This window comes from Amycolatopsis sp. NPDC052450, from assembly GCF_044547565.1.
Classification (GTDB): Bacteria; Actinomycetota; Actinomycetes; order Mycobacteriales; family Pseudonocardiaceae; genus Amycolatopsis.
In genome coordinates, this window is the sequence record NZ_JBIUAQ010000017.1 from 65,996 (window position 1) to 90,070 (window position 24,075).

The 24,075-nt window shown below is 67.9% G+C and carries 25 protein-coding genes and 1 tRNA gene; 10 read left to right on the top strand and 16 right to left on the bottom strand.

Annotated features, from left to right (window positions below):
• Positions 1-132 precede the first annotated feature (132 nt).
• Positions 133-591, top strand: coding sequence for a hypothetical protein (locus ACIHAO_RS26015; protein ID WP_396561981.1), 459 nt, complete (start codon positions 133-135; stop codon positions 589-591).
• On the opposite strand, the gene ACIHAO_RS26020 is transcribed toward ACIHAO_RS26015, so the two are convergent.
• Positions 588-1,049: a hypothetical protein gene (locus ACIHAO_RS26020; protein ID WP_396561983.1), complete on the bottom strand. Its 462-nt coding sequence runs from the start codon at positions 1,047-1,049 to the stop codon at positions 588-590. The two genes, ACIHAO_RS26015 and ACIHAO_RS26020, sit on opposite strands and share 4 nt — an antisense overlap.
• Positions 1,046-2,560, bottom strand: coding sequence for a tRNA (N6-isopentenyl adenosine(37)-C2)-methylthiotransferase MiaB (gene miaB, locus ACIHAO_RS26025; protein WP_396562132.1), 1,515 nt, complete (start codon positions 2,558-2,560; stop codon positions 1,046-1,048). Before miaB ends, ACIHAO_RS26020 begins: the two co-directional genes overlap by 4 nt.
• Positions 2,561-2,576: 16 nt before the next feature.
• Here miaB and ACIHAO_RS26030 point away from each other — a divergent pair, with 16 nt between their 5' ends.
• Positions 2,577-3,488, top strand: coding sequence for a TAXI family TRAP transporter solute-binding subunit (locus ACIHAO_RS26030; protein ID WP_396561985.1), 912 nt, complete (start codon positions 2,577-2,579; stop codon positions 3,486-3,488).
• Here the strand turns inward: ACIHAO_RS26030 and ACIHAO_RS26035 are convergent.
• Complete coding sequence (locus ACIHAO_RS26035; protein ID WP_396561987.1) at positions 3,478-4,887, bottom strand: sensor histidine kinase; 1,410 nt, start codon at positions 4,885-4,887, stop codon at positions 3,478-3,480. The two genes, ACIHAO_RS26030 and ACIHAO_RS26035, sit on opposite strands and share 11 nt — an antisense overlap.
• A 4-nt stretch (positions 4,888-4,891) precedes the next feature.
• Positions 4,892-5,581 carry a response regulator transcription factor gene (locus ACIHAO_RS26040; protein WP_199748980.1) on the bottom strand — a complete coding sequence of 230 codons (690 nt, stop codon included), beginning with the start codon at positions 5,579-5,581 and terminating at the stop codon, positions 4,892-4,894.
• A 396-nt stretch (positions 5,582-5,977) separates the two neighbouring features.
• Between ACIHAO_RS26040 and ACIHAO_RS26045 the strand changes: the two genes are divergently transcribed.
• The 5 genes from ACIHAO_RS26045 to ACIHAO_RS26065 all read left to right on the top strand — a co-directional run bounded on the left by ACIHAO_RS26045 (position 5,978) and on the right by ACIHAO_RS26065 (position 9,867).
• Positions 5,978-6,706 carry an amino acid ABC transporter ATP-binding protein gene (locus tag ACIHAO_RS26045; RefSeq protein ID WP_199746565.1) on the top strand — a complete coding sequence of 243 codons (729 nt, stop codon included), beginning with the start codon at positions 5,978-5,980 and terminating at the stop codon, positions 6,704-6,706.
• Positions 6,707-6,762: 56 nt separating this feature from the next.
• Positions 6,763-7,620: a glutamate ABC transporter substrate-binding protein gene (locus ACIHAO_RS26050; RefSeq protein WP_199746546.1), complete on the top strand. Its 858-nt coding sequence runs from the start codon at positions 6,763-6,765 to the stop codon at positions 7,618-7,620.
• An 84-nt stretch (positions 7,621-7,704) separates the two neighbouring features.
• On the top strand, positions 7,705-8,400 hold the full coding sequence (locus tag ACIHAO_RS26055) for an amino acid ABC transporter permease (protein WP_396561989.1): 696 nt from the start codon (positions 7,705-7,707) through the stop codon (positions 8,398-8,400).
• Positions 8,397-9,302: an amino acid ABC transporter permease gene (locus ACIHAO_RS26060; protein ID WP_396561991.1), complete on the top strand. Its 906-nt coding sequence runs from the start codon at positions 8,397-8,399 to the stop codon at positions 9,300-9,302. Before ACIHAO_RS26055 ends, ACIHAO_RS26060 begins: the two co-directional genes overlap by 4 nt.
• 121 nt (positions 9,303-9,423) lie before the next feature.
• Positions 9,424-9,867, top strand: coding sequence for a class I SAM-dependent methyltransferase (locus ACIHAO_RS26065; RefSeq protein ID WP_396561993.1), 444 nt, complete (start codon positions 9,424-9,426; stop codon positions 9,865-9,867).
• A 147-nt stretch (positions 9,868-10,014) separates the two neighbouring features.
• Here ACIHAO_RS26065 and ACIHAO_RS26070 read toward each other — a convergent pair.
• From ACIHAO_RS26070 to ACIHAO_RS26090, 5 genes are all read right to left on the bottom strand, one after another.
• Positions 10,015-10,086: transfer RNA gene (locus ACIHAO_RS26070), tRNA-Glu, on the bottom strand.
• 480 nt (positions 10,087-10,566) lie between these two features.
• Positions 10,567-11,319: a succinate dehydrogenase/fumarate reductase iron-sulfur subunit gene (locus ACIHAO_RS26075; RefSeq protein WP_125785359.1), complete on the bottom strand. Its 753-nt coding sequence runs from the start codon at positions 11,317-11,319 to the stop codon at positions 10,567-10,569.
• A complete protein-coding gene (locus tag ACIHAO_RS26080; RefSeq protein ID WP_396561996.1) occupies positions 11,316-13,232 on the bottom strand; it encodes a fumarate reductase/succinate dehydrogenase flavoprotein subunit in 1,917 nt (638 codons plus the stop codon). The genes ACIHAO_RS26075 and ACIHAO_RS26080 overlap by 4 nt, the downstream gene beginning before the upstream one ends.
• Before the next feature lie 51 nt (positions 13,233-13,283).
• Positions 13,284-14,114, bottom strand: a complete 831-nt coding sequence (locus ACIHAO_RS26085) for a hypothetical protein (RefSeq protein WP_125785357.1) — start codon at positions 14,112-14,114, stop codon at positions 13,284-13,286.
• Complete coding sequence (locus ACIHAO_RS26090; protein ID WP_076154779.1) at positions 14,111-14,398, bottom strand: hypothetical protein; 288 nt, start codon at positions 14,396-14,398, stop codon at positions 14,111-14,113. Before ACIHAO_RS26090 ends, ACIHAO_RS26085 begins: the two co-directional genes overlap by 4 nt.
• A gap of 263 nt (positions 14,399-14,661) precedes the next feature.
• On the opposite strand from ACIHAO_RS26090, the gene edd reads away from it, so the two are divergent.
• Positions 14,662-16,551, top strand: coding sequence for a phosphogluconate dehydratase (edd, locus tag ACIHAO_RS26095; protein ID WP_396561999.1), 1,890 nt, complete (start codon positions 14,662-14,664; stop codon positions 16,549-16,551).
• Positions 16,548-17,168, top strand: coding sequence for a bifunctional 4-hydroxy-2-oxoglutarate aldolase/2-dehydro-3-deoxy-phosphogluconate aldolase (eda, locus tag ACIHAO_RS26100; protein ID WP_396562001.1), 621 nt, complete (start codon positions 16,548-16,550; stop codon positions 17,166-17,168). The genes edd and eda overlap by 4 nt, the downstream gene beginning before the upstream one ends.
• Before the next feature lie 46 nt (positions 17,169-17,214).
• On the opposite strand, the gene ACIHAO_RS26105 is transcribed toward eda, so the two are convergent.
• From ACIHAO_RS26105 to ACIHAO_RS26135, 7 genes are all read right to left on the bottom strand, one after another.
• Positions 17,215-17,652, bottom strand: coding sequence for a GNAT family N-acetyltransferase (locus ACIHAO_RS26105; protein WP_396562003.1), 438 nt, complete (start codon positions 17,650-17,652; stop codon positions 17,215-17,217).
• Between the two features lie 208 nt (positions 17,653-17,860).
• A complete protein-coding gene (locus ACIHAO_RS26110; protein ID WP_396562005.1) occupies positions 17,861-18,301 on the bottom strand; it encodes an iron chaperone in 441 nt (146 codons plus the stop codon).
• A 50-nt stretch (positions 18,302-18,351) separates the two neighbouring features.
• Positions 18,352-18,975, bottom strand: a complete 624-nt coding sequence (locus tag ACIHAO_RS26115; RefSeq protein WP_396562007.1) for a glyoxalase — start codon at positions 18,973-18,975, stop codon at positions 18,352-18,354.
• Between the two features lie 659 nt (positions 18,976-19,634).
• Positions 19,635-20,162 carry a regulatory protein RecX gene (locus ACIHAO_RS26120; protein WP_125799946.1) on the bottom strand — a complete coding sequence of 176 codons (528 nt, stop codon included), beginning with the start codon at positions 20,160-20,162 and terminating at the stop codon, positions 19,635-19,637.
• 119 nt (positions 20,163-20,281) lie between these two features.
• Positions 20,282-21,322: a recombinase RecA gene (recA, locus tag ACIHAO_RS26125; RefSeq protein ID WP_061984048.1), complete on the bottom strand. Its 1,041-nt coding sequence runs from the start codon at positions 21,320-21,322 to the stop codon at positions 20,282-20,284.
• Between the two features lie 205 nt (positions 21,323-21,527).
• The gene (locus ACIHAO_RS26130; RefSeq protein WP_396562010.1) at positions 21,528-21,722 is read right to left on the bottom strand and encodes a DUF3046 domain-containing protein; all 195 of its coding nucleotides are present in this window, start codon (positions 21,720-21,722) and stop codon (positions 21,528-21,530) included.
• A gap of 174 nt (positions 21,723-21,896) precedes the next feature.
• The gene (locus tag ACIHAO_RS26135; RefSeq protein WP_396562012.1) at positions 21,897-23,801 is read right to left on the bottom strand and encodes an Hsp70 family protein; all 1,905 of its coding nucleotides are present in this window, start codon (positions 23,799-23,801) and stop codon (positions 21,897-21,899) included.
• Between the two features lie 72 nt (positions 23,802-23,873).
• On the opposite strand from ACIHAO_RS26135, the gene ACIHAO_RS26140 reads away from it, so the two are divergent.
• Positions 23,874-24,044, top strand: coding sequence for a hypothetical protein (locus ACIHAO_RS26140; protein WP_396562014.1), 171 nt, complete (start codon positions 23,874-23,876; stop codon positions 24,042-24,044).
• Positions 24,045-24,075 lie beyond the last annotated feature (31 nt).

Consider the following 24,075-nt stretch of genomic DNA (forward strand, 5'->3'; position numbering starts at 1 on the left):
AAATTTGCTATGAAAGGCCCCTTCATTGCATTCGCGAGCGGGGCGGGTCACTTCATCCCACTGTGGAGGGACATATCGCTCATTAGTGCGTATTCGGACGCTCTGCGCGCCCAGCCGTGGTCGACTTCGATCATGAACCAGACACTGATTCCCCCAGTACGCCGGGCGTTCGCCGCCTTGGCGATCAGTTGTGCTCTGGTGGCCGGGCTCGCCCCGGCCGCATCGGCGATCGGGTCTCCCGCACCGGTCCCCGCCTCTTCCGAAGCAGGCAAGAAGAAGGTCAAGCTCGACGCCTCGCTCAGCAAGAAGGAAGCCAAGGTCAACGAGAAGGTGACCCTCAAGGGGAGCCTGCGGGCCGAGGACGGCGCCCGTACCGACGGGACCGACAGCCTCGAAGCGATCATCGTGCAGCAACTTCAAGGAAGTGTCTGGGTGAACATCGCCGACACGACCTGTCGTCCGAACTCGACGTTCTCCCTGAAGCTGAGTTTCTCCTTCAGCGCGGTGATCACGCTGCGGGCCTACCACCCCGAAACGACGCTCTACGCGAGCGCGTACACGTCCAGCAATCTGACGCTGCGCGTCTCCTAGCTCCGCGAGAAGGCGGCACGCATCCAGTAGACGGCCAGCGCGACGGTGGCGAACCAGGCGAGGACCATCCCGAAGCCCGGGCCGCCACCGGCCGCGCCGGTCGCGTGCGAGGACTGCTGTGACCAGATCGCGAGCATTCCGTCGACGGAGGCGAACCAGCCGCCCGCGGCGCAGACCCAGGCCAGCCACCAGCGCCGGGTCACCAGCGTGACGGCGGAGACGAACACGCCGATCCCGGTGGAGGTCGCGGCGAACAGCTGCGGGATCCCGCCGCCCTTGCCGAGCAGCACCTCCCAGCCGGCGTGCTCGCCGACCCAGGGCAGCAGCTGGGCGACCAGCAGCACGAACGCGAGCACGGCGATGGAGAAGCCGCGCCTGCCCAGCTCGATCGTCTTGGCGGCCCGCTCGCCGACCTCGTCGATTTCGGCCGCGAGTTCGTCGATCTTCGGTTCGGTCACAGTGCACACCCGCTCACCGGTTCCGGCGTGACGGCCGGGGCGCCGAAGCCCGGCAGGCCCAGCGTCACGCCGTTGGTCTTCGGCCGGAGCCCGGCCTCGGAGTTGTCGCCCGCCTTGGTGCGGCGGTGCGACAGCAGATCGCCGTCGGCGACGAGGTGGTGCGGAGCGCCGTAGGTCACCACGGTCTCGACGACGTCGCCGGGACGCACGGAGCGGTCCACCAGCGGTCCCGTCGGCGCGAAGTGGACGAGCCTGCCGTCGCGGGCACGGCCGCTCATCCGGTGCGTTTCGGAGTCCTTGCGGCCCTCGCCGGAGGCGACCAGCAACTCGACGCGGCGGCCGACGATCTTCTTGTTCTCTTCCCAGGAGATGTCGTTCTGCAGCTTCACGAGCCGTTCGTAGCGCTCCTGCACGACCTCCTTCGGCAGCTGCCCGGCCATCTCGGCGGCGGGCGTGCCCGGCCGGATCGAGTACTGGAAGGTGAACGCGCTGGAGAACCGCGCCTGCGCGACGACGTCGAGCGTGGCCTGGAAGTCTTCCTCGGTCTCGCCGGGGAAACCGACGATGATGTCGGTGGTGATCGCGGCGTCGGGCATCGACTCGCGCACGCGGTCGAGGATCTTGAGGTAGCGCGCCGAACGGTAGGACCGCTTCATGTCGCGCAGCACCTTGTCCGAACCGGACTGGAGCGGCATGTGCAGCTGGTGGCACACGTTCGGCGTCTCGGCCATCGCGTCGATGACGTCCTCGGTGAACGCCGCCGGATGCGGCGAGGTGAAGCGGACGCGCTCCAGGCCCTTCACCGAACCGCAGGCGCGCAACAGCTTCCCGAACGCGAGCCGGTCGCCGAATTCGACGCCGTAGGAGTTCACGTTCTGGCCGAGCAAGGTCACTTCGAGCACGCCTTCGGCGACGAGTGCCTCGACCTCGGCCAGGATCTCGCCGGGACGGCGGTCGCGTTCCTTGCCGCGCAACGCCGGGACGATGCAGAAGGTGCAGGTGTTGTTGCAGCCGACCGAAATCGACACCCAGCCCGCGTACGCCGAGTCGCGCTTCGCCGGGAGCGTCGAGGGGAAGGTCTCGAGCGATTCGAGGATCTCGACCTCGGCCTCGGCGTTGTGCCGCGCGCGTTCCAGCAGCGTCGGCAGCGCGCCGATGTTGTGCGTGCCGAACACGACGTCGACCCAGGGCGCGCGTTTGACGATCTCGCCGCGGTCCTTCTGCGCGAGGCAGCCGCCGACGGCGATCTGCATGCCCGGCTTCGCGGTCTTCTGCGGCCGGATATGCCCCAGGGTGCCGTACAGCTTGTTGTCCGCGTTCTCCCGCACCGCGCAGGTGTTGAACACGATCAGGTCGGGTGTGGCCTCGCCGTCACCCGGGACGTAGCCGGCGTCCTCGAGCTGCCCGGCAAGACGTTCGGAGTCATGCACGTTCATCTGGCAGCCGAAGGTGCGGATCTGGTAAGTGCGCGCGCTCATCTCGCCTTCGAGGGTACGCGGGCGGGGTTCCATGGCACGATCGACCCTCATGAGGAGACCAGGGGTGCTGGCGGCGGTGATCGCCGTGGTCTGCGCCCTGGTCGCCGGGTGCGGGCCGGATCTGTCCGGGACGCGGGTGCGGATCGCCGCGGGGCTCGACGGCGGCGTGTACGACAAGCTCGCCGAGGCGCTGGCCGACGCGTGGGCCGCGCAGCTGGACACCGAGCGGCCCGAGATCCTGGAGACCGAGGGGTCCCCGGACAACATCGGCCGGATCCGCGCGGGGAAGGCCGACGTCGCGTTCGTGGCCGCCGACGTCGCCACCGAGAAAACGGCGGGGCTGGCCGCGCTGGCCCGCGTGCACGACGACTACCTGCACGTCATCGTCCGCGCCGACTCGTCGGTCAAGTCGTTCGCCCAGCTGCGCGGGCGCAAGGTCGCGATCGGTTCGCCGGACTCCGGTGTCGAGTTCCTGTCGAAGCAGCTGCTGAAGGCCTCTGGCCTGACCGGCGCGATCGACCAGCGCAACCTCGGCATCAACGAGGCGCTGCCCGCGCTGGAGACCGGTCAGATCGACGCCGTCATCTGGTCCGGCGGGGTGCCGACACCGTCGATCACGGAGCGGGTGCGGACGGTCGGCCTGCGCCTGCTCGACATCACCGACCTCGCGGACGCCCTGCGGGCCACCAGTCCCGTGTACCGCACGGCGACCATCCCGGTGACGGCCTACAACCTGTCGGAGCCGGTGACCACGCTGGTGCTGCCGAACTTCCTCGTGGTGCCCGCTTCGATGTCCGACGACGTCGCCGAGGCGCTGGTGCGCGGGTTGTTCGACGCGCGAGATCAGCTGGTCAAGGCGGCAGGGGCGGCGCTGTCGATCGACGTCCATCCCGCCATCGAGACCTCTCCCCTGCCACTGCACCCCGGGGCACTGCGCTACTTCAGATCCCTCAAGGATTAGCGACCGGCAGGGTCACGGTCACTTCGAGGCCGCCGCCCTCGGGTGAGCCCAGCCGCAGCGAACCGTCCGAACGGGCCATGATCTCGGTGACGATCGCCAGGCCGAGACCGGAGCCGGGCACGTTCTGATGCGCGGTGCTGCGCCAGAACCGGTCCGCCGCGCGTTCCAGTTCGTCGTCGCGCAGGCCGGGCCCGTGGTCGCGGACGGCGATGTCGACCTTCCCGTCCGTGACGGTGACGGTGACGCGGACCTCCGTGCCCGGCTCGGTGAACTTGAGCGCGTTGTCCAGCAGCGCGTCCAGGACCACTTCGAGACCGCGCGCCGGCGTGAGCACCCGCAAGCCGCCGCCCAGCCCGGAGGCGGCCAGCGACACGTCCCGCGTCGCGCCGACCACGGCCCAGTCGGCGACCCTGGCCCCCACGACCTCGTCGAGGCCCACCGGCACCAGTTCGCCGCCCGAGGCCTCGGCACGGGCCAGCGAAAGGAGTTCGTCGAGGATCTGGTTGAGTCGCCTCGCGTCCACGACGGCGGCTTCGAGGTCTGCCGCGGCCAGGTCGTCGTCGACGTGCCCGTCGAGGTTGCCGAGCCGGATCTTCAACGCCGTCAACGGGTTCCGCAGCTGGTGAGAGGCGTCGGCGACGAACGCGCGCTGCGCCGTGAGCGCCTCGTCGACGCTGGCGGCCATCCGGTCGAAGGACCGTTCGAGCTGACGCAGCTCCGGCGGCCCGCCCGACTCCCCCACCCGCTCGACCTCGCGGCCGCTGACCACCGCGGCCACCAGCGCGCCGGTGGCGTCGTCGAGCCGCCGCACCGGGCGCAGGATCCAGCGCACCACCGGTACCGCGACCAGCAGCGCGAGCCCGAACGCCAGCACCGCGCCCGCCGCGATGAGCAGCCACCACCACACCAGTTCGGTCCGCGCCTTTTCGGTCGAGGACAGGGTGATCACCGCGCCCCGCACCTCGCCGTCGATCAGGATCGGCTCGGCCAGCACCAGCGGCGCGGTGTTCCACGGCATCAGCAGCGCCCCGGGCTCGGAACGCCGCCCCGCCAGCGCCTGCTGCAGATGCGAGGCGATCACGGGATCCTTGAGATCGATCCGGGCGGCCTGCCCGGGGGCGCCGAGCGCGCTGGCCACGGACTCGCCGTCTTGATCGGCGATCACCACCGGCACCTCGTAGACCTCGGTGTAGCGGCGGAGTTCGTCCTCGATCAGGTCCGGCCGGTTCTCCACCAGCGGACGCTGGGCCAGCGACGCGAACCGGGACGTGTCGGTGAGCCGGTCGAGGAAGAGGTCGAGCTGCACACTGGCCGCCACGCTGAGCGCGAGCGGGATGCCGAGGCCGAACACGAGCGCCGCGACCAGCGTCAGCACGATCGCCTGGAGCCGGACGCGCACCGGCTCAGCCCTCTTCGGCCGGGCCGTAAGCGCCGCCGAGGCGGTACCCGACGCCGCGCACGGTCTCGATCAGCGCGGGCCTGCCCAGTTTGGTCCGCAGCGTGGCGACGTGGACGTCGAGCGAGCGGCTCTCCGCCGGGCCGCGATGACCCCAGACCTCGGTCAGCACGTGCTCGCGCGAGCACACCGCGCCACGGGCCGAGACGACCAGCGCGAGTACCTGGAACTCCTTGCGGGACAAGGAAACGGGCTGCCCGTCGACCTGCACCTCATGGCGCCCGATATCCACCGAGACATCACCCGCCCGGATGACGCCGGGCGGTTCGGCCGCGGCAGGCCGTTCACCCCGGCGACGGCGCACGGCCTCGACACGGGCGACCAGTTCGTCGACGTCGTAGGGCTTCACCAAATAGTCGTCGGCGCCGGACCGCAGGCCCTGGATCCGGTCGTCGACCTCACCCCGCGCCGAAACCACGATCACCGCGACGTCGCTGACCGCGCGGATCCGGCGGCACAGGACGATCCCGTCGACGTCGGGGAGCCCGAGGTCGAGCAGCACGACGTCGACCTCGTGCACCAGATCGAGCACCCCGGCGCCGGAGGCCAGGCGTTTGATCGTCAGGCCGCGCCGGGTCAGCGCGGGCGTCAAGGCACCCGCGACCCGGTCGTCGTCCTCCACCAGCAGTACCCGCACCCGTGTTTTCCCTTTCACGCCGTCACCGCCACCGCGACGACTGAAGAACGACTCTATGGGGTGAGTCACGTTCCGCGCTGCCCGTGTCACTGCGCCGTCCGGCCCAGTGAGCACACCGACGCGGGCGGTAATGGTCACGATGCGTCACAGATCTGTTGTGACCCCGGTTACGAGCCACCCCCGCCTTGTCTAGGCTGATCAGGGCCGGACGGTGGCGGACCGGAGCCGTCCGGTGGCTTGAGAACGATACGGACTTGAAACCCTAAGTATTGGTCAAGCCGCCTTTACAAGCGGTCCGACGGGAGTAGGTTTCCGCCATCGCGTGGTGCCTGACCCCGCAGTCCCCTGCAAACGAACGCTCCTGGAGGCCAGATGACCGCGGAGGTGGCGGCGCCGATGATCAAGGCGGCCGCCGTGAACAAGTACTTCGGCGACCTGCACGTGCTCAAGGAGATCAACCTCGAGGTGCCGCGTGGGCAGGTCGTGGTCGTGCTCGGGCCGTCCGGGTCTGGCAAGTCGACACTGTGCCGGGCGATCAACCGGCTGGAACCCATCAACTCCGGCGAGATCGCGGTGGACGGCGTTCCGCTGCCCGCCGAAGGAAAGGCGCTGGCCGCGCTGCGCGCCGACGTCGGCATGGTGTTCCAGTCGTTCAACCTGTTCGCGCACAAGACGATCGTCGAGAACGTCATGCTCGCGCCGATGAAGGTCCGCAAGGTCAACTCGGCCGAGGCCCGCAAGACCGCGATGGAACTGCTCGAACGCGTCGGCATCGCGAACCAGGCCGACAAGTACCCGGCGCAGCTTTCCGGTGGGCAGCAGCAGCGGGTGGCGATCGCCCGCGCGCTGGCCATGCGCCCCAAGGTGATGCTGTTCGACGAACCGACCTCGGCACTGGACCCGGAGATGGTCCAGGAGGTCCTCGACGTGATGACCACCCTCGCGAAGGACGGGATGACGATGCTCGTCGTCACCCACGAGATGGGCTTCGCGCGGCGTGCCGCGAACAGGGTGGTGTTCATGTCCGACGGCGAGATCGTCGAAGACTCCACCCCGGACGAGTTCTTCACCAAGCCCAAGACCGACCGGGCGAAGGACTTCCTCGGCAAGATCCTTACCCACTAAGGACTTCCCCGCCGGCCGGTATCGGCTGGACAAGATTCGGAAGGAAACTGAGAACAATGCGGTTGAACCGAGTTCTGCGAATGAGCGCGGCCGTCGTGGCGGCCGGTCTCGCCCTCTCCGCCTGTGGTGGCGGCGGGTCGGACGCCGGCAGCGGCTCCAGCGGCGCCAAGAACGTGGTGGCGAAGGCCAAGAGCGACAAGAAGCTGACCATCGGCATCAAGTTCGACCAGCCCGGCCTCGGCCAGAAGCAGGGCGACGGCACCTACGCCGGTTTCGACGTCGACGTGGCGAAGTACATCGCCAAGGAGCTCGGCGTCGAAGAGTCGGGGATCACCTGGAAGGAAGCGCAGTCCGCGCAGCGCGAGGACCTGATCAAGAAGGGTGAGGTCGACTTCATCGTCGCCACCTACTCGATCACCGACAAGCGCAAGAACGAGGTCTCCTTCGCGGGCCCGTACTTCATCGCACACCAGGACCTTCTGGTCCGGGCGGACAACACCGACATCACCGGCCCGGAGTCGCTGACCGGCAACAAGAAGCTCTGCTCGGTCAAGGGTTCGACCCCGGCGCAGAACGTCAAGGAGAAGTACGCCAAGGAAGTTCAGCTCGAAGAGCGCGGCAAGTACACCGACTGCGTGACCTCGCTGCTCAACAAGACCGTCGACGCGATGACCACCGATGACGTCATCCTCGGCGGCTACGCCGCGCAGCAGCCCGGCAAGCTGAAGCTGGTCGGCAAGGGCTTCACCGACGAGAAGTACGGTGTCGGCCTGAAGAAGGACGACGCCGAGAGCATCACCGCGATCAACAACGCGATCAAGAAGATGCAGCAGGACGGCGCGTGGAAGGCCGCTCTGGAGAAGAACGTCGGCCCTTCGGGCTACAAGATCCCCGAGCCCCCGGCCATCTCCTGACACCCGGCTCGCTGAGCCGCTGAACCAAAGGAATCGAACGGTGCGCCGTGTACCGCGGCGCACCGTTCCCATACCGAGGCTGGGTTGAGCACCTTGTTCGATTTCCTCGACAATCCCAATTACGACTTGCTCGGCGCCTTCTGGATGACGATCAAGCTCACCTTCTTCTCCGCGATCGGCTCCCTGATCTGGGGCACGATCCTGGTGGGGATGCGGGTGAGCCCGGTTCCGATCATGAGGGCGTTCGGCACCGCCTACGTCAACATCTTCCGGAACACCCCACTGACGGTGATCATCGTCTTCACGTCGCTGGGATTGTCCTCCACCCTGGGGCTCAACCTGGCCTCGTCGGAGTCGACGACCTCGTTGGAGGACAACGCCTTCCGGCTCGCGATCCTCGGCTTCGTCGCCTACACCGCCACGTTCGTCTGTGAGTCGCTGCGGTCCGGCATCAACACCGTTCCGGTCGGCCAGGCGGAAGCGGCCCGTGCACTGGGGCTCGGCTTCGTCCAGGTGCTGACACTGATCGTGCTGCCACAGGCATTCCGGTCGGTGATCGCGCCGCTGGCGAACGTCATGATCGCGCTGCTGAAGAACACCACGGTCGCCTCGATCATCGGTGTCGCCGAGGCGTCACTCCTGATGTCGGACATGATCGAGAACGAGTCCGACTCGCTGTTGCTGGTCTTCCTGCTCTTCGCCGCCGGGTTCGTCGTTCTGGTCCTCCCCCTCGGCCTGCTGCTGGGCTGGGTCGCCAAGAAGGTCGAGGTCAAGCGATGAGCACGCAGACCGTCCTCTACGACATCCCGGGCCCGAAGGCCAAGGCGCGCAACTGGCTCTACAGCGTGCTCTTCGTCCTCGTTCTGGCTCTGGTCATCTATTACATCTACGTGGGCTTCGACGAGAAGGGCCAATGGGCGGGCGCGCTCTGGAAGCCGTTCATCGACGGTGCGACGTGGACGCAATTCATCCTGCCCGGTCTGCTCAACACCCTGAAGGCCGCGGCGCTGTCGATCGTGATCGCGCTGCCGATCGGTGCGCTGCTGGGCATCGGCCGGTTGTCGGACCACAAGTGGATCCGGGTCCCGGTCGGCGCGGTCGTCGAGTTCTTCCGGGCGATCCCAGTGCTGCTGCTGATGGTCTTCGCCGCTGCGTTCTACGCCTTCTACACCGACATCGACGCCGAGATCCGCCCGCTGTTCGCCGCGGTGACGGGTCTGGTGCTCTACAACGGCTCAGTCATGGCCGAGGTGTTCCGTGCGGGCATCCTTTCGCTGCCCAAGGGCCAAGGTGAGGCCGCGTCGGCGCTGGGCATGCGCAAGACCCAGATCATGATGACCGTTCTGCTGCCGCAGGCGGTCACCCTGATGCTGCCCGCGTTGGTCAGCCAGCTGGTGGTCATCCTCAAGGACACCGCGCTGGCCGGTCAGCTGACCATCGGCTTCAACGAGCTGATCCGGAGCACCGGGCCGCTCACCGGTCTCTACGGCAACACGATTCCGACGTTGATCGTCGTCGCGATCATCTTCATCGTGCTGAACCTGCTCCTGAGCTGGTTCGCGTCGTGGCTGGAGAACAAGCTGGCGCGGCGGAAGAAGGCCCCCAAGGGTGCCAAGCCGGTGCACTCCGCGCCGTCGAACGTCGTCCTGCAGCGCGACGACGCGAGCGGTGGAGCGCTGTAGCTCCGTAAGTACATGAAGGCCCCCTTCCTTGCGCCTAGGTACAGGAAGGGGGCCTTCATGTACTCCGGGATAGGCCTCTTGGTCCTGTCAGGACGGTGCCGCGTCGGCTAGCGTCGGCCGTATGGCGGACCAGGCCGCGACACTGCTCGAAGCACTGCCGGACCTGGCGGGCAGGTCGGTCCTGGTCGTCGGGTGCGGCGATGGCCGCTATCCGCGCTTGTTCCGCGAAAAGGGCGCACGCCGCGTGGTCGGCGTCGACGCGGATCAGACGCTGATCGCGGCCGCCCAGCGCGAAGAGGAACGCGACCCCGTCGGGATCTCCTACGAGGTCCACCAGCTCACCCGGTTGCCGGTGATGGGGACCTTCGACATCGTCGTGGCCTTCCTGGACTCCCCCGATCATCTCGGGCGCCTCGCCGCGAGCCTGGCGATGGGCGGCCTGCTCGTGGCCGTCGCCACCAACGGGCTCACCTTGGAGGAAGGCTTGCGTGACAACGGCTTCCAGGACATCGTGCTGCATCGCCACGAGAGCGGCGACGTGCACAGCGCCCGCAAGGTGTCCTGAGTCGCGCACCCTGGTGTCGAGCCAGGCTGGCCGGGGCTATGAATCCCGGCCGGTCGCCGGACCGTGCGCGTCTGGCGGTATGGGGCACACGGACCCCATACCGCCGCACCGGTACGACGGAACAGGTTTCCCCGCCGTGCCGGGGCGTAGCGCGTGTGGGAGTCGAACCCACGTCACCGGGGTGAAAACCCGGTATCCCTTCCGCTGGACCAACGCGCCTTGGCCTGGAACACAGTCCGGCACGCAAGCGCACCGGACTGCTTCGTTCCAGAAATCAGGGTTCACCGAAAGAAAAAGCCGCCCGGTTCGGTTTCCCGAAGGGCGGCTCCACAGGTTCGACGTCGTGCTATGACGACGGCGGGGAGCCGTGTTTCTCTTCCATACCAAGGGCCATGGCGTAACAAAGTCGCGTCATGCGTCCTCCTCGGTGGTGTGCGGTAAGTGTGCGACAAGCGAGCAAGTGGGGGCAAACGAATAAAGCTAGGGTGACGCCGCGCCGCACTCGCGTGCTCAGACCCGGATCTCGCGTGTTCACAGACGTAACTCGCGTGTTCGGACTCCGCACTCACGAGTGCGGCATCCAGACACGCGAGTCACGTCCCCAAGCACGCGAGTCACGACTTAACGACCGGCCGCCGAGATCACAGCCGGCGACCAGACGCAGGAGCGACACCGGCCCTCACCACTCACGAGAGGTGCCTACTTGTCCCGCCGGAACAGCTTGTTCCCCAGCCACACGATGGGGTCGTACTTCCGGTCCGCGACGCGTTCCTTCATCGGGATCAGCGCGTTGTCGGTGATGTGGATGCCTTCCGGGCACACGTCCGAGCAGCACTTGGTGATGTTGCAGTAGCCGAGCCCGTGCTCCTCCTGCGCCTCGTCCCGCCGGTCGGCGACGTCGAGAGGATGCATCTCGAGTTCGGCGATCCGCATCAGGTAGCGAGGCCCGGCGAAGGACTCCTTGTTCTCCTCGTGGTCACGCACCACGTGGCAGGTGTTCTGGCACAGGAAGCACTCGATGCACTTACGGAACTCCTGCGAGCGCTCGACGTCCACCTGCTGCATCCGGTACTCCCCCGGCTTCAGCTCCGGCGGCGGCGTGAACGAGGGGATCTCGCGGGCCTTGGTGTAGTTGAACGACACGTCGGTCACCAGGTCGCGGATCACCGGGAACGTCCGCATCGGCGTCACGGTGATGACCTCGTCCTCGGTGAAGGTCGACATCCGGGTCATGCACAGCAGCCGCGGCTTGCCGTTGATCTCCGCCGAGCAGGAACCGCATTTGCCTGCCTTGCAGTTCCACCGCACCGCCAGGTCCGAGGCCTGGGTGGCCTGCAACCGGTGGATGATGTCGAGGACGACCTCGCCCTCGTTGACTTCGACGCTGTAGTCCTTCAGCTCACCGGAGTCGGCGTCGCCGCGCCACACCCGGAAACTCGCCTTGTAGCTCATGCCGGGCTCCCGGGGTGCGAGGCCAGTTCTTCGTCGGTGTAGTACTTCCCCAGCTCGGAGAGTTCGAACAGTTCCAGCAGATCCTGCCGAAGCGGGATTTGTTCCTTGACCTCGATGCCGACTTCCGGCACCACCGGGTTGTCGCCCGGCGTGGCCGAGCAGACCAGGAGTTTGTTGCGCCACTGGGCGTCCATGCCCGGGTGGTCGTCGCGGGTGTGCCCGCCCCGGCTCTCGGTCCGCAGCAGCGCGGCGCGCGCCACGCATTCGCTGACCATCAGCATGTTGCGCAGGTCGACGGCGAGATGCCAGCCGGGGTTGAACTGCCGGTGGCCTTCGACGGTGACCCGCTTGATCCGCTCGCGAAGTTCCCCGAGCTTCTCCAGCGCCCGCTCGATCTCCTCCGACTTCCGGATGATGCCGACGAGGTCGTTCATCGACTGCTGCAACTCGGTGTGCAGGCTGTACGGGTTCTCCTCGACGCCGTCACCCGGCGGGTCGAACGGCGCGAGCGCCATCGCCGCGGCGGCGTCCACATCGGACTGGCTGACCTTGGGTCGGTCCTTCAACTCCGACACGTAGGACGCGGCACCGAGTCCCGCGCGACGGCCGAAGACCAGCAGATCCGACAGCGAGTTGCCGCCGAGCCGGTTCGAACCGTGCATCCCGCCCGAGCACTCGCCCGCGGCGAACAGCCCCGGCACGCTCGACGACGCGGTGTCCGGGTCGACCTCGATCCCGCCCATCACGTAGTGACAGGTGGGGCCGACCTCCATCGGCTCCTTCGTGATGTCGACGTCGGCGAGTTCCTTGAACTGGTGGTACATCGACGGCAGCCGTTTGCGGATCTCCTCCGCGGGCAGTCTGCTGGCGATGTCGAGGAAGACCCCGCCGTGCGGCGACCCCCGGCCCTCCTTGACCTCGGTGTTGATCGCGCGTGCGACCTCGTCCCGCGGCAGCAGGTCCGGGGTGCGGCGGTTCTTCTCCTGGTCGGTGTACCAGCGGTCGGCTTCTTCCTCGCTGTCCGCGTACTGCCCCTTGAACACGTCGGGGACGTAGGAGAACATGAACCGCTTGTCCTCGGTGTTCTTGAGGACCCCGCCGTCACCACGGACGCCTTCGGTGACCAGGATCCCCTTCACACTCGGCGGCCAGACCATGCCCGTCGGGTGGAACTGGACGAACTCCATGTTGATGAGCGTCGCCCCGGCCCGCAGCGCCAGCGCGTGCCCGTCACCGGTGTACTCCCACGAGTTCGAGGTGACCTTGAACGACTTCCCGATACCGCCGGTGGCCAGCACCACCGCCGGGGACTCGAACAGGATGAACCGGCCGCTCTCGCGCCAGTACCCGAAGGCACCCGAGATCCGGCCGTCCTCGGTCAGCAGCTCGGTGATCGTGCATTCGGCGAAGACCTTGATCCTCGCCTCGTAGTCGCCGGTCTCCTTGAAGTCCTCTTGTTGCAGCGAAACGATTTTCTGCTGCATCGTGCGGATCAGTTCGAGTCCGGTGCGGTCGCCGACATGCGCCAGCCGCGGGTACGTGTGCCCGCCGAAGTTGCGCTGACTGATCCGGCCGTCGGCGGTGCGGTCGAACAGCGCGCCGTAGGTCTCCAGTTCCCAGACCCGGTCCGGCGCCTCCTTCGCGTGGAGTTCGGCCATCCGCCAGTTGTTGAGGAACTTCCCGCCACGCATGGTGTCGCGGAAGTGCACCTGCCAGTTGTCGTTCGAGTTCGCGTTGCCCATCGACGCCGCGCAGCCGCCTTCGGCCATCACCGTATGCGCCTTGCCGAACAGCGATTTGCACACCACCGCGACGCTGAAGCCGCGTTCACGGGCTTCGATGACCGCGCGGAGACCGGCGCCGCCGGCCCCGATCACCACCACGTCGTAGTTGAGCCGTTCGACCTCGGTCATAAAAAGAGCCACCTCAAAGCTTGTCGCCGGGGACGGGAGATTCCCGCGCCGCTAGTTGATGAACCGCAGATCCGAAATCGCCCCGCTGGCCACGAGCATCACGTAGAGATCGGTCAGCACGAGCGTGCCGAGCGTCGTCCACGCCAGCGCCATGTGCCGGGTGTTGAGCTTCGTGATCTGTGTCCAGATCCAGTAGCGGACCGGATGTTTCGAGAAGTGCTTGAGCCTGCCGCCGGTCACGTGACGACACGAGTGACAGGACAACGTGTAGGCCCACAACAGGATCACGTTGCCGAGCAGCACGATGTTGCCGAGCCCGAAACCGAACCCGCCGGTCTTGCCGTGGAACGCGGTGATCGCGTCGTAGGTGTTGACCAGCGAGACGACCACGGCCACGTAGAAGAAGTAGCGGTGGACGTTCTGCAGGATCAACGGCAAGCGGGTCTCACCGGTGTACTTCGCGTGCGGTTCGGCGACCGCGCACGCGGGCGGCGAGAACCAGACCGCGCGGTAGTACGCCTTGCGGTAGTAGTAGCAGGTCAGCCGGAAGCCCAGCAGGAACGGCAGGACGAGGAAGCCGAGCGGGATGAAGCCCGGCAGTTCGCCGAACCAGGCCCCGAAATGCCGGGAGCCTTCGACGCAGGATTCCGAGACGCAGGGCGAGTAGAACGGCGTCAGGTAGTGGTACTCGGGCACCCAGTACGCGGTGCGCACGAACGACCTGATCGTCGCGTAGATGATGAAGGCGGAGAGTCCGAGGACGGTCAGCAGCGGGGAAAGCCACCACCGGTCGGTGCGCAGCGTTTTCTCGGTGATCCGGGCCCGCGACGGTGCGCGGACCCCCGTACCCCGTCCGGCCTCGTTGCCGGCGGGGGCGCTCACCGCTGGTCGCGCTTGTAGCCGCCGACGCCTTCGTCATCGGCGCCATGCCACAGCGCCGGGTCGTAAGGCGTGTCGGGAATCTGGACACGATCGGCGGCCTTCGCCTGCGCGGGCACCGCGTTCGGGGTCGTGTCGAGATCGGTCGCGTCGATGTCGAGCCGCTCGACGTCGTTCGCCAGGCGTCGTACCGCCGAGGCGTCGCCGTATCGGGATCGCAGCGCGCCGACGCACTGCCTCAACTGACCGATGGCTCGCCGAAGCTCGGCGATCTCTGTGGTGGACATCGGTACCTCCCGATGGTCGGTTCGGTTGGCCGCTTGAGCCTTCGAAGGCAAGCGATCCTCGCCGTCTCGACTCTGCCGCGCGTTGTGCAATGTGACAAGTAGCACAGTGGAACCTAGTGACGTGATGGAGGTCACGCGAGTCGATCTTCTGTATCGATTTTGATTCGAGCTTTCCCCCGAGGTACTGTGGCCACTGTCACGATCCAGCGGCGTCAGCGTTGCCGTCCCGCGGACCACCACGACCAGTGATCCGGAGCCGGACAATGAGCACCGCCCCGAACGTCCACCCCATCATCGCCGAAGTCACCGGGCGCATCGCCGCCCGCAGCGCCGAAACCCGCGCCGCGTACCTCGAGCGCGTCGCCGCCGCCCACGAAGAAGGGCCGATGCGGCGCGGCCTCGACTGCAGCAACCTCGCCCACGGCTTCGCCGCGATGGAAGGTGTCGACAAAGCCGCACTGCGCGCCGTGCGGGCGCCGGGCGTCGCGATCGTCTCCTCGTACAACGACATGCTTTCGGCGCACCAGCCGATGCAGGAGTACCCGGCGATGGTGAAGGGCTCAGTCCGTCAGGCGGGCGGGGTGGCGCAGTTCGCCGGTGGCGTGCCCGCGATGTGCGACGGCGTCACCCAGGGCCGTCCCGGGATGGAGCTGTCGCTGTTCAGCCGCGAGGTGATCGCGATGTCGACCGCGATCGCGCTCTCCCACGACATGTTCGACGCGGCGCTGCTGCTCGGCGTCTGCGACAAGATCGTGCCGGGCCTGCTGATGGGGGCGCTGTCCTTCGGGCACCTCCCGGCGATCCTGGTGCCCGCCGGGCCGATGAACTCCGGCCTGCCGAACAAGGAGAAGGCGCGCGTGCGCCAGCTCTACGCCGAGGGCAAGGCCACCCGCGAAGACCTTCTGGACGCCGAAGCGGCTTCGTACCACTCGGCGGGAACGTGCACCTTCTACGGCACGGCCAACTCGAACCAGATGGTCGTCGAGGTGATGGGCCTGCACCTGCCGGGCGCGAGCTTCGTGCAGCCGAACTCGCCGCTGCGGAAGGCGCTCACCGAAGAGGCCGGACGCCGCGTGGTGAAGCTTTCGCGGGGCGAGGAGTACACGCCGATCTCCGGTGTGATCGACGAGAAGGCCGTCGTCAACGGCGTCATCGCGCTGCTCGCCACCGGCGGTTCGACCAACCACACGATGCATCTCGTCGCGATCGCCGCGGCCGCGGGCATCCAGCTGACCTGGGACGACTTCTCCGACCTGTCGGCGGTGATCCCCCTGCTGGCACGCGTGTACCCGAACGGCAGCGCCGACATCAACCACTTCCACGCCGCCGGGGGCATCCAGTTCCTGGTCGGCACGCTGCTCGACGCCGGCCTGCTGCACGAGGACGTCCGGACCGTCGCCGGTCCGGGTCTGCACCGGTACCGCCAGGAGCCGATCCTCTCCGAGGGCGAACTGGTCTGGCGTGACGTCCCGGCGCGCAGCCTCGACGAGGACGTCCTGCGTCCCGTTTGGCGGCCGTTCGCTTCCGACGGCGGGCTTCGCATGGTCGCGGGCAACCTCGGCCGCGCGGTGATCAAGGTGTCGGCGGTGGCGCCGGAACACCGGATCGTCCAGGCCCCGGCGCGGGTGTTCACCGACCAGAAGTCCTTCAAGGACGCTTTCGAGGCCGGTGAGCTGAACCGCGACGTCGTCGTGGTCATCCGGCAGCAGGGCCCGCAAGCCAACGGGATGCCGGAACTGCACGGCCTCACCCCGGCGCTGGGGGTGCTGATGGACCGCGGGCACCAGGTGGCGTTGCTCACCGACGGCCGCATGTCGGGCGCGTCCGGGAAGATCCCGGCGGCGATCCAGGTGACCCCGGAAGCCGCCGCGGGCGGCCCGATCGCGCGGATCGCCGACGGCGACGTCATCCGTCTCGACGCCAAGGCCGGAACGCTCGACGTCTTCGTGGGTGACGAAGAACTCGCCCGCCGTGAACTGGTGGACTCACCGCCTTCGGAGGCATCCTGGACCGGCACCGGCCGGGAGCTGTTCGCGGCGCTGCGCCGCGCGGTCGGCCCCGCCGATCAAGGCGCGAGCGTGTTCGGACCGCTCACGCCGGAACACTTCGGCGCTCCGGCGCACACGTTGACCCCTGTGGAGGTAACCCAGTGACCACCGGCGCCGACCTGCTCGGCCTGTCCCCCGTGATGCCCGTCGTCGTGCTCGACGACGCCGCCGACGCCGTGCCCACCGCGCGGGCCCTCCTCGCGGGCGGGATCGGCGTGATCGAGCTGACCCTGCGCACCCCGGCGGCACTCGCCTCCATCGAGCGGATCGCCGCGGAGGTCCCGGAGATCGTCATCGGCGCCGGGACCGTCACCGCCCCCGAACACGCCAAGCAGGCGGCCGCCGCCGGCGCGAAGTTCCTGGTGACCCCGGGCTGCACCGACTCGGTCCTCGACGCGGCGTTCGACACCGGGCTCCCGTTCCTGCCGGGCGCGAGCACGGTTTCGGAGGCGATGCGGCTGGCCGAACGCGGGCTGACCGCGCTGAAGTTCTTCCCCGCCAAGGCCAGCGGCGGCGTGGCGTACCTGAAGTCGATCGGCGGGCCGCTGCCCGGGCTGCGGTTCTGCCCCACCGGCGGAATCACCGTGAAGACCGCGCCGGACTATCTCGTACTGTCCAATGTGGGCTGCATCGGAGGTTCGTGGCTGACGCCGAAGGACGCCTTGGCGGCCAAGGACTTCGGGAAGATCGAGGCTTTCGCGACGGAGGCGTCGAAGCTCTGATCCGTGTCGTGAAGGCCACCTTCGCGAAGGTGGCCTTCACTGCTTTTCAGAGCGGGAGCTGGTACTGAATGAACCCGCGGTTGACCGCGACCTGGTCGTACAGGCGGCGCGCGGTGACGTTGGATTCCTTGGTGTGCCAGTAAACCCGGTCGCAATCGCGGTCGCGCGCCCAGTCCGCGACAGCCTCGATCAGCGCCCGCGCGACCCCTTTGCCCCGGGCTTCCGGCGCGGTGAACAGGTCTTGCAGGTAACAGACGTCGATGAGCGCGGAAGTGCTGGGATGCACCAGGAAATGCGTGATCCCGACGAGCTCGCCACCCACGCGGGCCCCGAGCGCGTGCATCCGCTCCCCCGTCTGGAATTCACGCCAGGCGCGGTCGTAGACCTCTTGGGGCGCAACACGTTCGTAGAAGGCGATGTACGCGCGGAACAGGTTTTCCCAGGCTTCGCGGTCTTCGGGCTTCAGTGGAGCGATGGTGATCATGTGGTCCTCCCAGTGATCACCCGAGCGTAGGGTTTCGCCGCCGTCTCGCGAGTGGCCAATCACGCGGTAAAACGAGCTGCCACTCACGGTATGAGGTGGCTTGGCGGAAAGGACGTTGCGAAAGCCACTTTCGCAACGTTGAAGGTCGCGAAAGTGGCTTTCGCAACAACCTCCCGCGTGCTCGCTGCCGGGCATCGCTTGCGTCGGCTCAGCCGGCGGCTTGCTTCACCAGCGCGACGATGCGCTTCTTCACCGCGGGGGTGGCGCCGGTCAGAGCGAAGGCCGTCGCCCACATCTCGCCGTCGTCCAGCCGAGCGGCCTCGTTGAAGCCGAGCGTTGCGTACCGCGTCTTGAACTTGGTCGCCGCCTGGAAGAAACAGACGATCTTGCCGTCCAGCGCGTAGGCGGGCTGGCCGTACCAGAGTTTCGGCGCGAGCATCGGGGCGTTCGCCTTCACGACGGTGTGCACCAGTTCGGCCAGCACCCGGTCCTCATCGGACATCTCGGCGATCTTCGCCAGCACGTCCTGCTCCGCCGCCGCCGCTTTGTCCGCGGCCGAACCGCGGCGTGCCGCCTTCTTCATGTCCTGGGCGTGCTCCTTCATCGCGGCCTTCTCTTCGGCCGTGAAACCTTCGTACGTGGTGGTCATGGTGGTTTCTCCTTGGTAGGCGGCGAGCGGGGGCATCCGGTAGTGGCACATCAGGACTGGCTGGCGAGCGCGGAGGTCTCCCAGGTGAACCCGTCCGGATCGGTGAACGGGGCGGCGCCGCAGATCGCGATGCGGTGCGAGCCGGTGCCTTCGGGGGACACGCCCGCGTCCTTGGCCAGCGCCTTACGCCGGTACAGGGCCAGCTTCACGGGGCTCGAACCGGCCTCGAACTCGACGTACACGCGGCCGAAGCTCTTCCCCACGGTGAGGCCGTGCTCGACGTAGAACTTCTTGCTCGCGGCCACGTCGGCGACGCCCAGCAGCAACACGATGTCGTCGAACTCGCGGGCGGCAGGCCCGGTGTTCTTCTTCGCCGAGGTGGCGATCTTCCAGATCGCGCCGTCCGGTGCCTGGACGACACCGCCGTAACCCCACATCGATTTCGTGGCGGGCTTGATCACGGTCGCCCCGGCGGCGACGGCGGCGGTGATGAGCGCGTCGGCGTTGGCGGGCTGGGACACCGTGAGGGAAAGGGTGTAGCCGCGGAAGCCGGTGGACGGCTCCTCCGAAGCCCGCAGGCGCAGCTCGGAGCCGAGCCCGAAGGCGTTGGTGTAGAAGCGTTCGGCGGCCTCGGTGTCGGCCACTTCGAGGGTGATGGCGTCGATGAAGTTCATGCCGGTAACGCTATTTCCGAGCAGGCGTCCGATGCTTCTCGATTCCTGATCGGTCGCGACTGCGCTGGTCAGAGCCTTGCTCAGGGGCGTTTACCGGCTCCGGCGTCCGCTTTGAGACACCGGGAAGGCCGGGGCTAGGGGTGCCAGTCCGCGCAGGAGCCTTCATGTACTTCAGAGAGAAGCGGGACGGTGTCGTAGTGGTCGTGAGTGGCGATTCGGGTTCTGGCGAGCTTCCTCTTAGGTACCTACTGCGTGGCCTGCGGTGCTCCTTGCGTGATGCCAGGTTCCGAAGTACATGAAGGACCCCTTCCTGTACCTAGGCGCAAGGATGGGGTCCTTCATGTACTTGGGCTGGTGTGAAGGTCGAGTTGGGAAGGGGGCCTTCACGCGCTGTCGCTGTAGCGCTGAGACTCCAGGTGGCGTTCCGGCCTCGGCTCGGGCTGAGCTCAGTCCGGCATGCCGTGAGGGGCCCCTTCCCTACTCTCAGGGTAGGGAAGGAGGCCCTCACGGACCTGCGACCGCGGCCCACCCGCCGTAGGCCCCTAAAACTCATGAGCCGCTGAAACTGAGCCGCTGAAACGCGAAACACCGGCCGGCGGGCAAGTGGGCCCGCACGGCCGGTGAGCGGCTCAGGTGAAAGTGACTCAGGTGAAAGTGACTCAGTCGAGAGCGGCGTCGTCCAGGAGCGCCGACTCGGCGCCGAACTCGCGGAGTTCGTCGCGGATCACGGTGTAGGCCAGCCCTTGGGGATAGCCCTTGCGGGCGAGGAAGCCCAGCAGGCGGCGGATCGCCGCCTGCTCGTCGACGTTGCCCAAGGAGCGCATGCGCTTCCGTACCAGCTCTCGGGCGCGCTGCTCCTCTGCCTCTCGGTCCACCTCGTCGGCGGCCTGGACGGCGATATCCCCATCGATTCCTTTGCGTTTGAGTTCGGCTACGAGGGCGTTCCGTGCCAGGCCCATGTTGGCATGGCGGGAACGAACCCACATCTCGGCGAACTCGGCGTCGTTGATGAGCCCTGCCTGGTCCAGCTTACCGAGCAGGGTCTCCGTCGTCTCCTCGTCGAAGCCCTTGCGCTTGAGGGCCTGACGCAGTTCCTCCGCGGAGCGCGGGCGCGCGGCCAGGAGATCGAAGCAGATCTCCTTGGCCTTCTTCCTCCGCTCGTCCGGCGGCAGCTCCGCCGGATCCACTTTGGGCGGACGCATTCAGCTACCACTCCTCAGAAGTCCCACAACAAATCGGCACCCGAGCCCCTGAAGGCACGGAGAAGGGATCAGGGCGAGCGCACCTCGCCCAATCCCATCGCTCCCTAGAAGTCGACCGGCGCGGGGGCGGCTTCGGCGTCGACAACGGCACCGATGCCGAGCTTCTCCTTGATGCGCTTCTCGACCTCGTTGGCGATGTCCGGGTTCTCGAGCAGGAACTTGCGCGCGTTCTCCTTGCCCTGGCCCAACTGGTCGCCCTCGTAGGTGTACCAGGCACCGGACTTGCGCAGGATGCCCTGGTCGACACCCATGTCGATCAGCGAACCCTCGCGGGAGATGCCCTTGCCGTACAGGATGTCGAACTCGGCCTGCTTGAAGGGCGGCGCGACCTTGTTCTTCACGACCTTGACGCGGGTGCGGTTGCCGACGGGCTCGCCGCCGTCCTTCAGCGTCTCGATCCGGCGGACGTCCAGACGGACCGACGCGTAGAACTTCAGCGCCTTACCACCGGTCGTGGTCTCCGGGGAGCCGAACATGACGCCGATCTTCTCGCGCAGCTGGTTGATGAAGATCGCGGTGGTGCCGGAGTTGCTCATCGCACCGGTCATCTTCCGCAGCGCCTGGCTCATCAGCCGGGCCTGGAGACCGACGTGGCTGTCACCCATCTCGCCCTCGATCTCGGCGCGCGGCACGAGCGCGGCGACCGAGTCGATGACCAGGATGTCGAGTGCGCCGGAGCGGATCAGCATGTCCGCGATCTCGAGCGCCTGCTCACCGGTGTCCGGCTGGGAGACCAGCAGCGCGTCGGTGTCGACGCCGAGCTTCTTGGCGTAATCCGGATCCAGCGCGTGCTCCGCGTCGATGAACGCGGCGATGCCGCCGTTCCGCTGCGCGTTGGCGACCGCGTGCAGGGCGACGGTGGTCTTACCGGAGGACTCCGGACCGTAGATCTCGATGACCCGGCCGCGGGGCAGGCCGCCGATCCCGAGCGCGACATCGAGCGCGATGGCGCCGGTCTGGATGACCTCGATCGGCACGCGGCCCTCTTCGCCGAGGCGCATGACCGAGCCCTTGCCGTACTGCTTGTCGATCTGGGCGAGGGCCAGTTCGAGCGCCTTGTCCTTGTCGGGTGCTGCTGGTGCCATGGAGTCCACCTCGTTGGTTGAGCCGGTAGGGCTTCTTCAGTTCTGAGCTGTCGGGTCCGACGCTACGGGCGACCACCGACAATTCCAGGCCTCGCGCCCAAGCTGTGGATCGCTGACCCCGTTGTGGACAACACCATAGACGAACACGTGTTCGAGGCCGTTGCCGACACGCCGTTGCGCTAGGGTTCTTGCCCTTTTGCCGAGGTCAGCGCCGCTCCGGCGGGACCTCGAAGGCGTCGCAGACCGCCCGCCAGACGTCTTTGGCCGAGGTTCCCGCGTCGAGGGCCTGTTCGACGGTCTGCCCTCCGAGTTCACCGAAGACGTGATCCCTGGAGAGGGTTTCCGCACGTCCGGGACCGAATTCGTCGGCCATCAGCCGCCGGAAGACCGTGATACGCATCGGGTGAAGTCTAGCCCCGCCTCGGGCACGAAACGCGTGAAGGCCCCCTTCCCCGGGTGCGCTCCGCGAAGGCCCGGGGGCAAGGGTGCGCCCAATGTGGCATTGGGGACGCTCAGCGCCTCCAATGCCACATTGGGCGCACCGGACGAGCCGGCAACCCTCCGTCTGAGGGGATCACTCGCCCGGTTGGACGCTCTTTTCGAAGTAGTCGGCCAGTTCGCCCGGCGTCGGGTTCTGTCCTTCGGCCGGGACCTGGTAGATGAAGCCGACCAGCGGCCGGTCGGTCACGGTGAACACCAGTACGGCGGCGTTCCGCCCGGCGGCCGAGGAGTACTGGCCTTCCAGGGCGTTGCCGACCCATTTGGCCTCGGTGCGGTCCCCACCGGCCGATTTGAGCAGTCCGTCGGTGTAGGCCTTGAGCTTGTCCGCGGAGTCGCTCTGCAGATAGGTCACCTGGGTCCCGGCGCGGCCGGGAGCGGAGCAGGTCGACGTCACGCCGAGGTCTTCTGCCGGTTTCGCCGGCCCGTTGCCCATGCCGGGTTTGCAGTCGCCGGTGTCGGCGATCTTCCCGGCGAGCTGGCGCAGGCAGCCGGTGAGGCCCTTGTCGTCGGCCGCGCCGGGCACCTTGCACTCGTCGGCGGTGTAGGTGGTCGCCGACGAGGACGTCAGGAAGTAAGTGAGCCCGGCGGCGATCAGCACGACGACGGCCGCGATGGCACCGATGACGAGCGGCTTCTTCTTGCTCGCGGGCGCCTTGTCCCCAGCGGCCTGCCCGGCCAGCGAGTACGTCGGGAAGTTCGCCGGCGCGGGCTGCTGCACCTGCTGCGGGCCGCTGTTCGGGTAGCCCGACTGCGGGAAACCGCCGGACTGGCCGGGGCCCCCGCCCGCGTAGCCGGGGATCGACGCGACCTGCTGCGGCGGCGGCGCGTACGGACCCGAAACGCCGGGGTGTGCGCCGGTTCCCGCCGCGACCTGCCCTTCGACGCCCTGCGTACGCGAGCTGATGCCGTCGGAAGCGACGTGCTGGGCGCCGAGCGCGACCGCGGTCTCCGGCTGGTCGAGGCTGCCGGGGACGACACCGAGCTTCTCCGCGATCAGGCTGCCGACCAGCGGGAGACGGCTCGAACCGCCGACGAGGTAGATGCCGGCGAGCCGGTCCGGGGTCATCCCGGCGGAGCGGACCACGCGCGCCATCAGCTCGACACTGCGCAGCATCGACGGCCGCACCAGCGCTTCGAGTTCGCCTCGCGTGACGAGGACGTCCTCGAACGGCTCCGGCATCGGGACCTCGGTCTGCGGGTGCCGCGAGAGGGCCTCCTTCGCCGCCTTCACGTCCTCCTGCAGCGCGCGTCGCGTACGACGGTCCGGAGTGGACTCGGGCCGCAGAACCCGCTGCCAGCGCTGGGGATCCTTGTGCGAGACCTCACGTCCGACGTGCACCAGCAGCGCCTGGTCGACGTCGAGGCCGCCGAGGTCGGGAAGGCCGTCTTCGGCGACGACGGCGAAGCCGCCGTTCGGGGTCGCGCCGACGATGGCGACGTCGAAGGTGCCGGCGCCGAGGTCGTACACGGCGAGCGCCTGGCCGGGCGCGAGCGTCTTGCCGGGGAACGACGCGAAGTGCGCGGCCGCGGCGACGGGCTCGGGGACGAGCACCAGGTTGCCGCCCATCCCGGCGAGCCGGGCGGCGGACAACAGCACGTTGCGGCGGGTCTGGCCCCACTGCGCGGGGTGGGTGAGCCGGACCTCGTCGGGCAGTTCGCCGCCGAGCTGGCGGGTGGTCTCGTCGAGGACGCGGCGCAGGATCGCGGCCAGCACCTCGGTGACCGGGATGACGTCGGTGCCGAGCAGGAGCGTCTGCTCGTCGATCCGGCGTTTGGGGTTGGGCTCGAAGCGCGTCGGGTCGAGCCGGGCCCGGCGTTCGGCGTCCCGGCCGACCATGATCGTGCCGTCCTCGGTGGCGAACACCGCGGACGGCATGTTGGCCGAACCGTCGACCTCGACCACCCGCGGCGGCCTCCCGTGCGCCGAAAGGACGGCCACGGTGTTGGACGTCCCGAGGTCCACCGACAGGATCCGCACAGCACTTACCCCTTCACAGACGAACGGCGACCGCCCCAGCACTGATCCGGTCGCGCTGGCCGTGATGCTCCCATGAGCGAGGTCACCGCACGTGCGGAACCCGCCGAACTCGTCCCCGACCGGGTGCCGCGTCACAGGTCTCTGTGTCTGTCGGTGAACCCGCATCCGCGGTCGACGTCGGCAGGACGCAGCCTGGTCATCGTGGTGAAGCTGATCTCCTCGGGCGCCCTGCCACCGCGATAGCGGGGCCTTCGGCCGGGGCGGGTTCACGCGT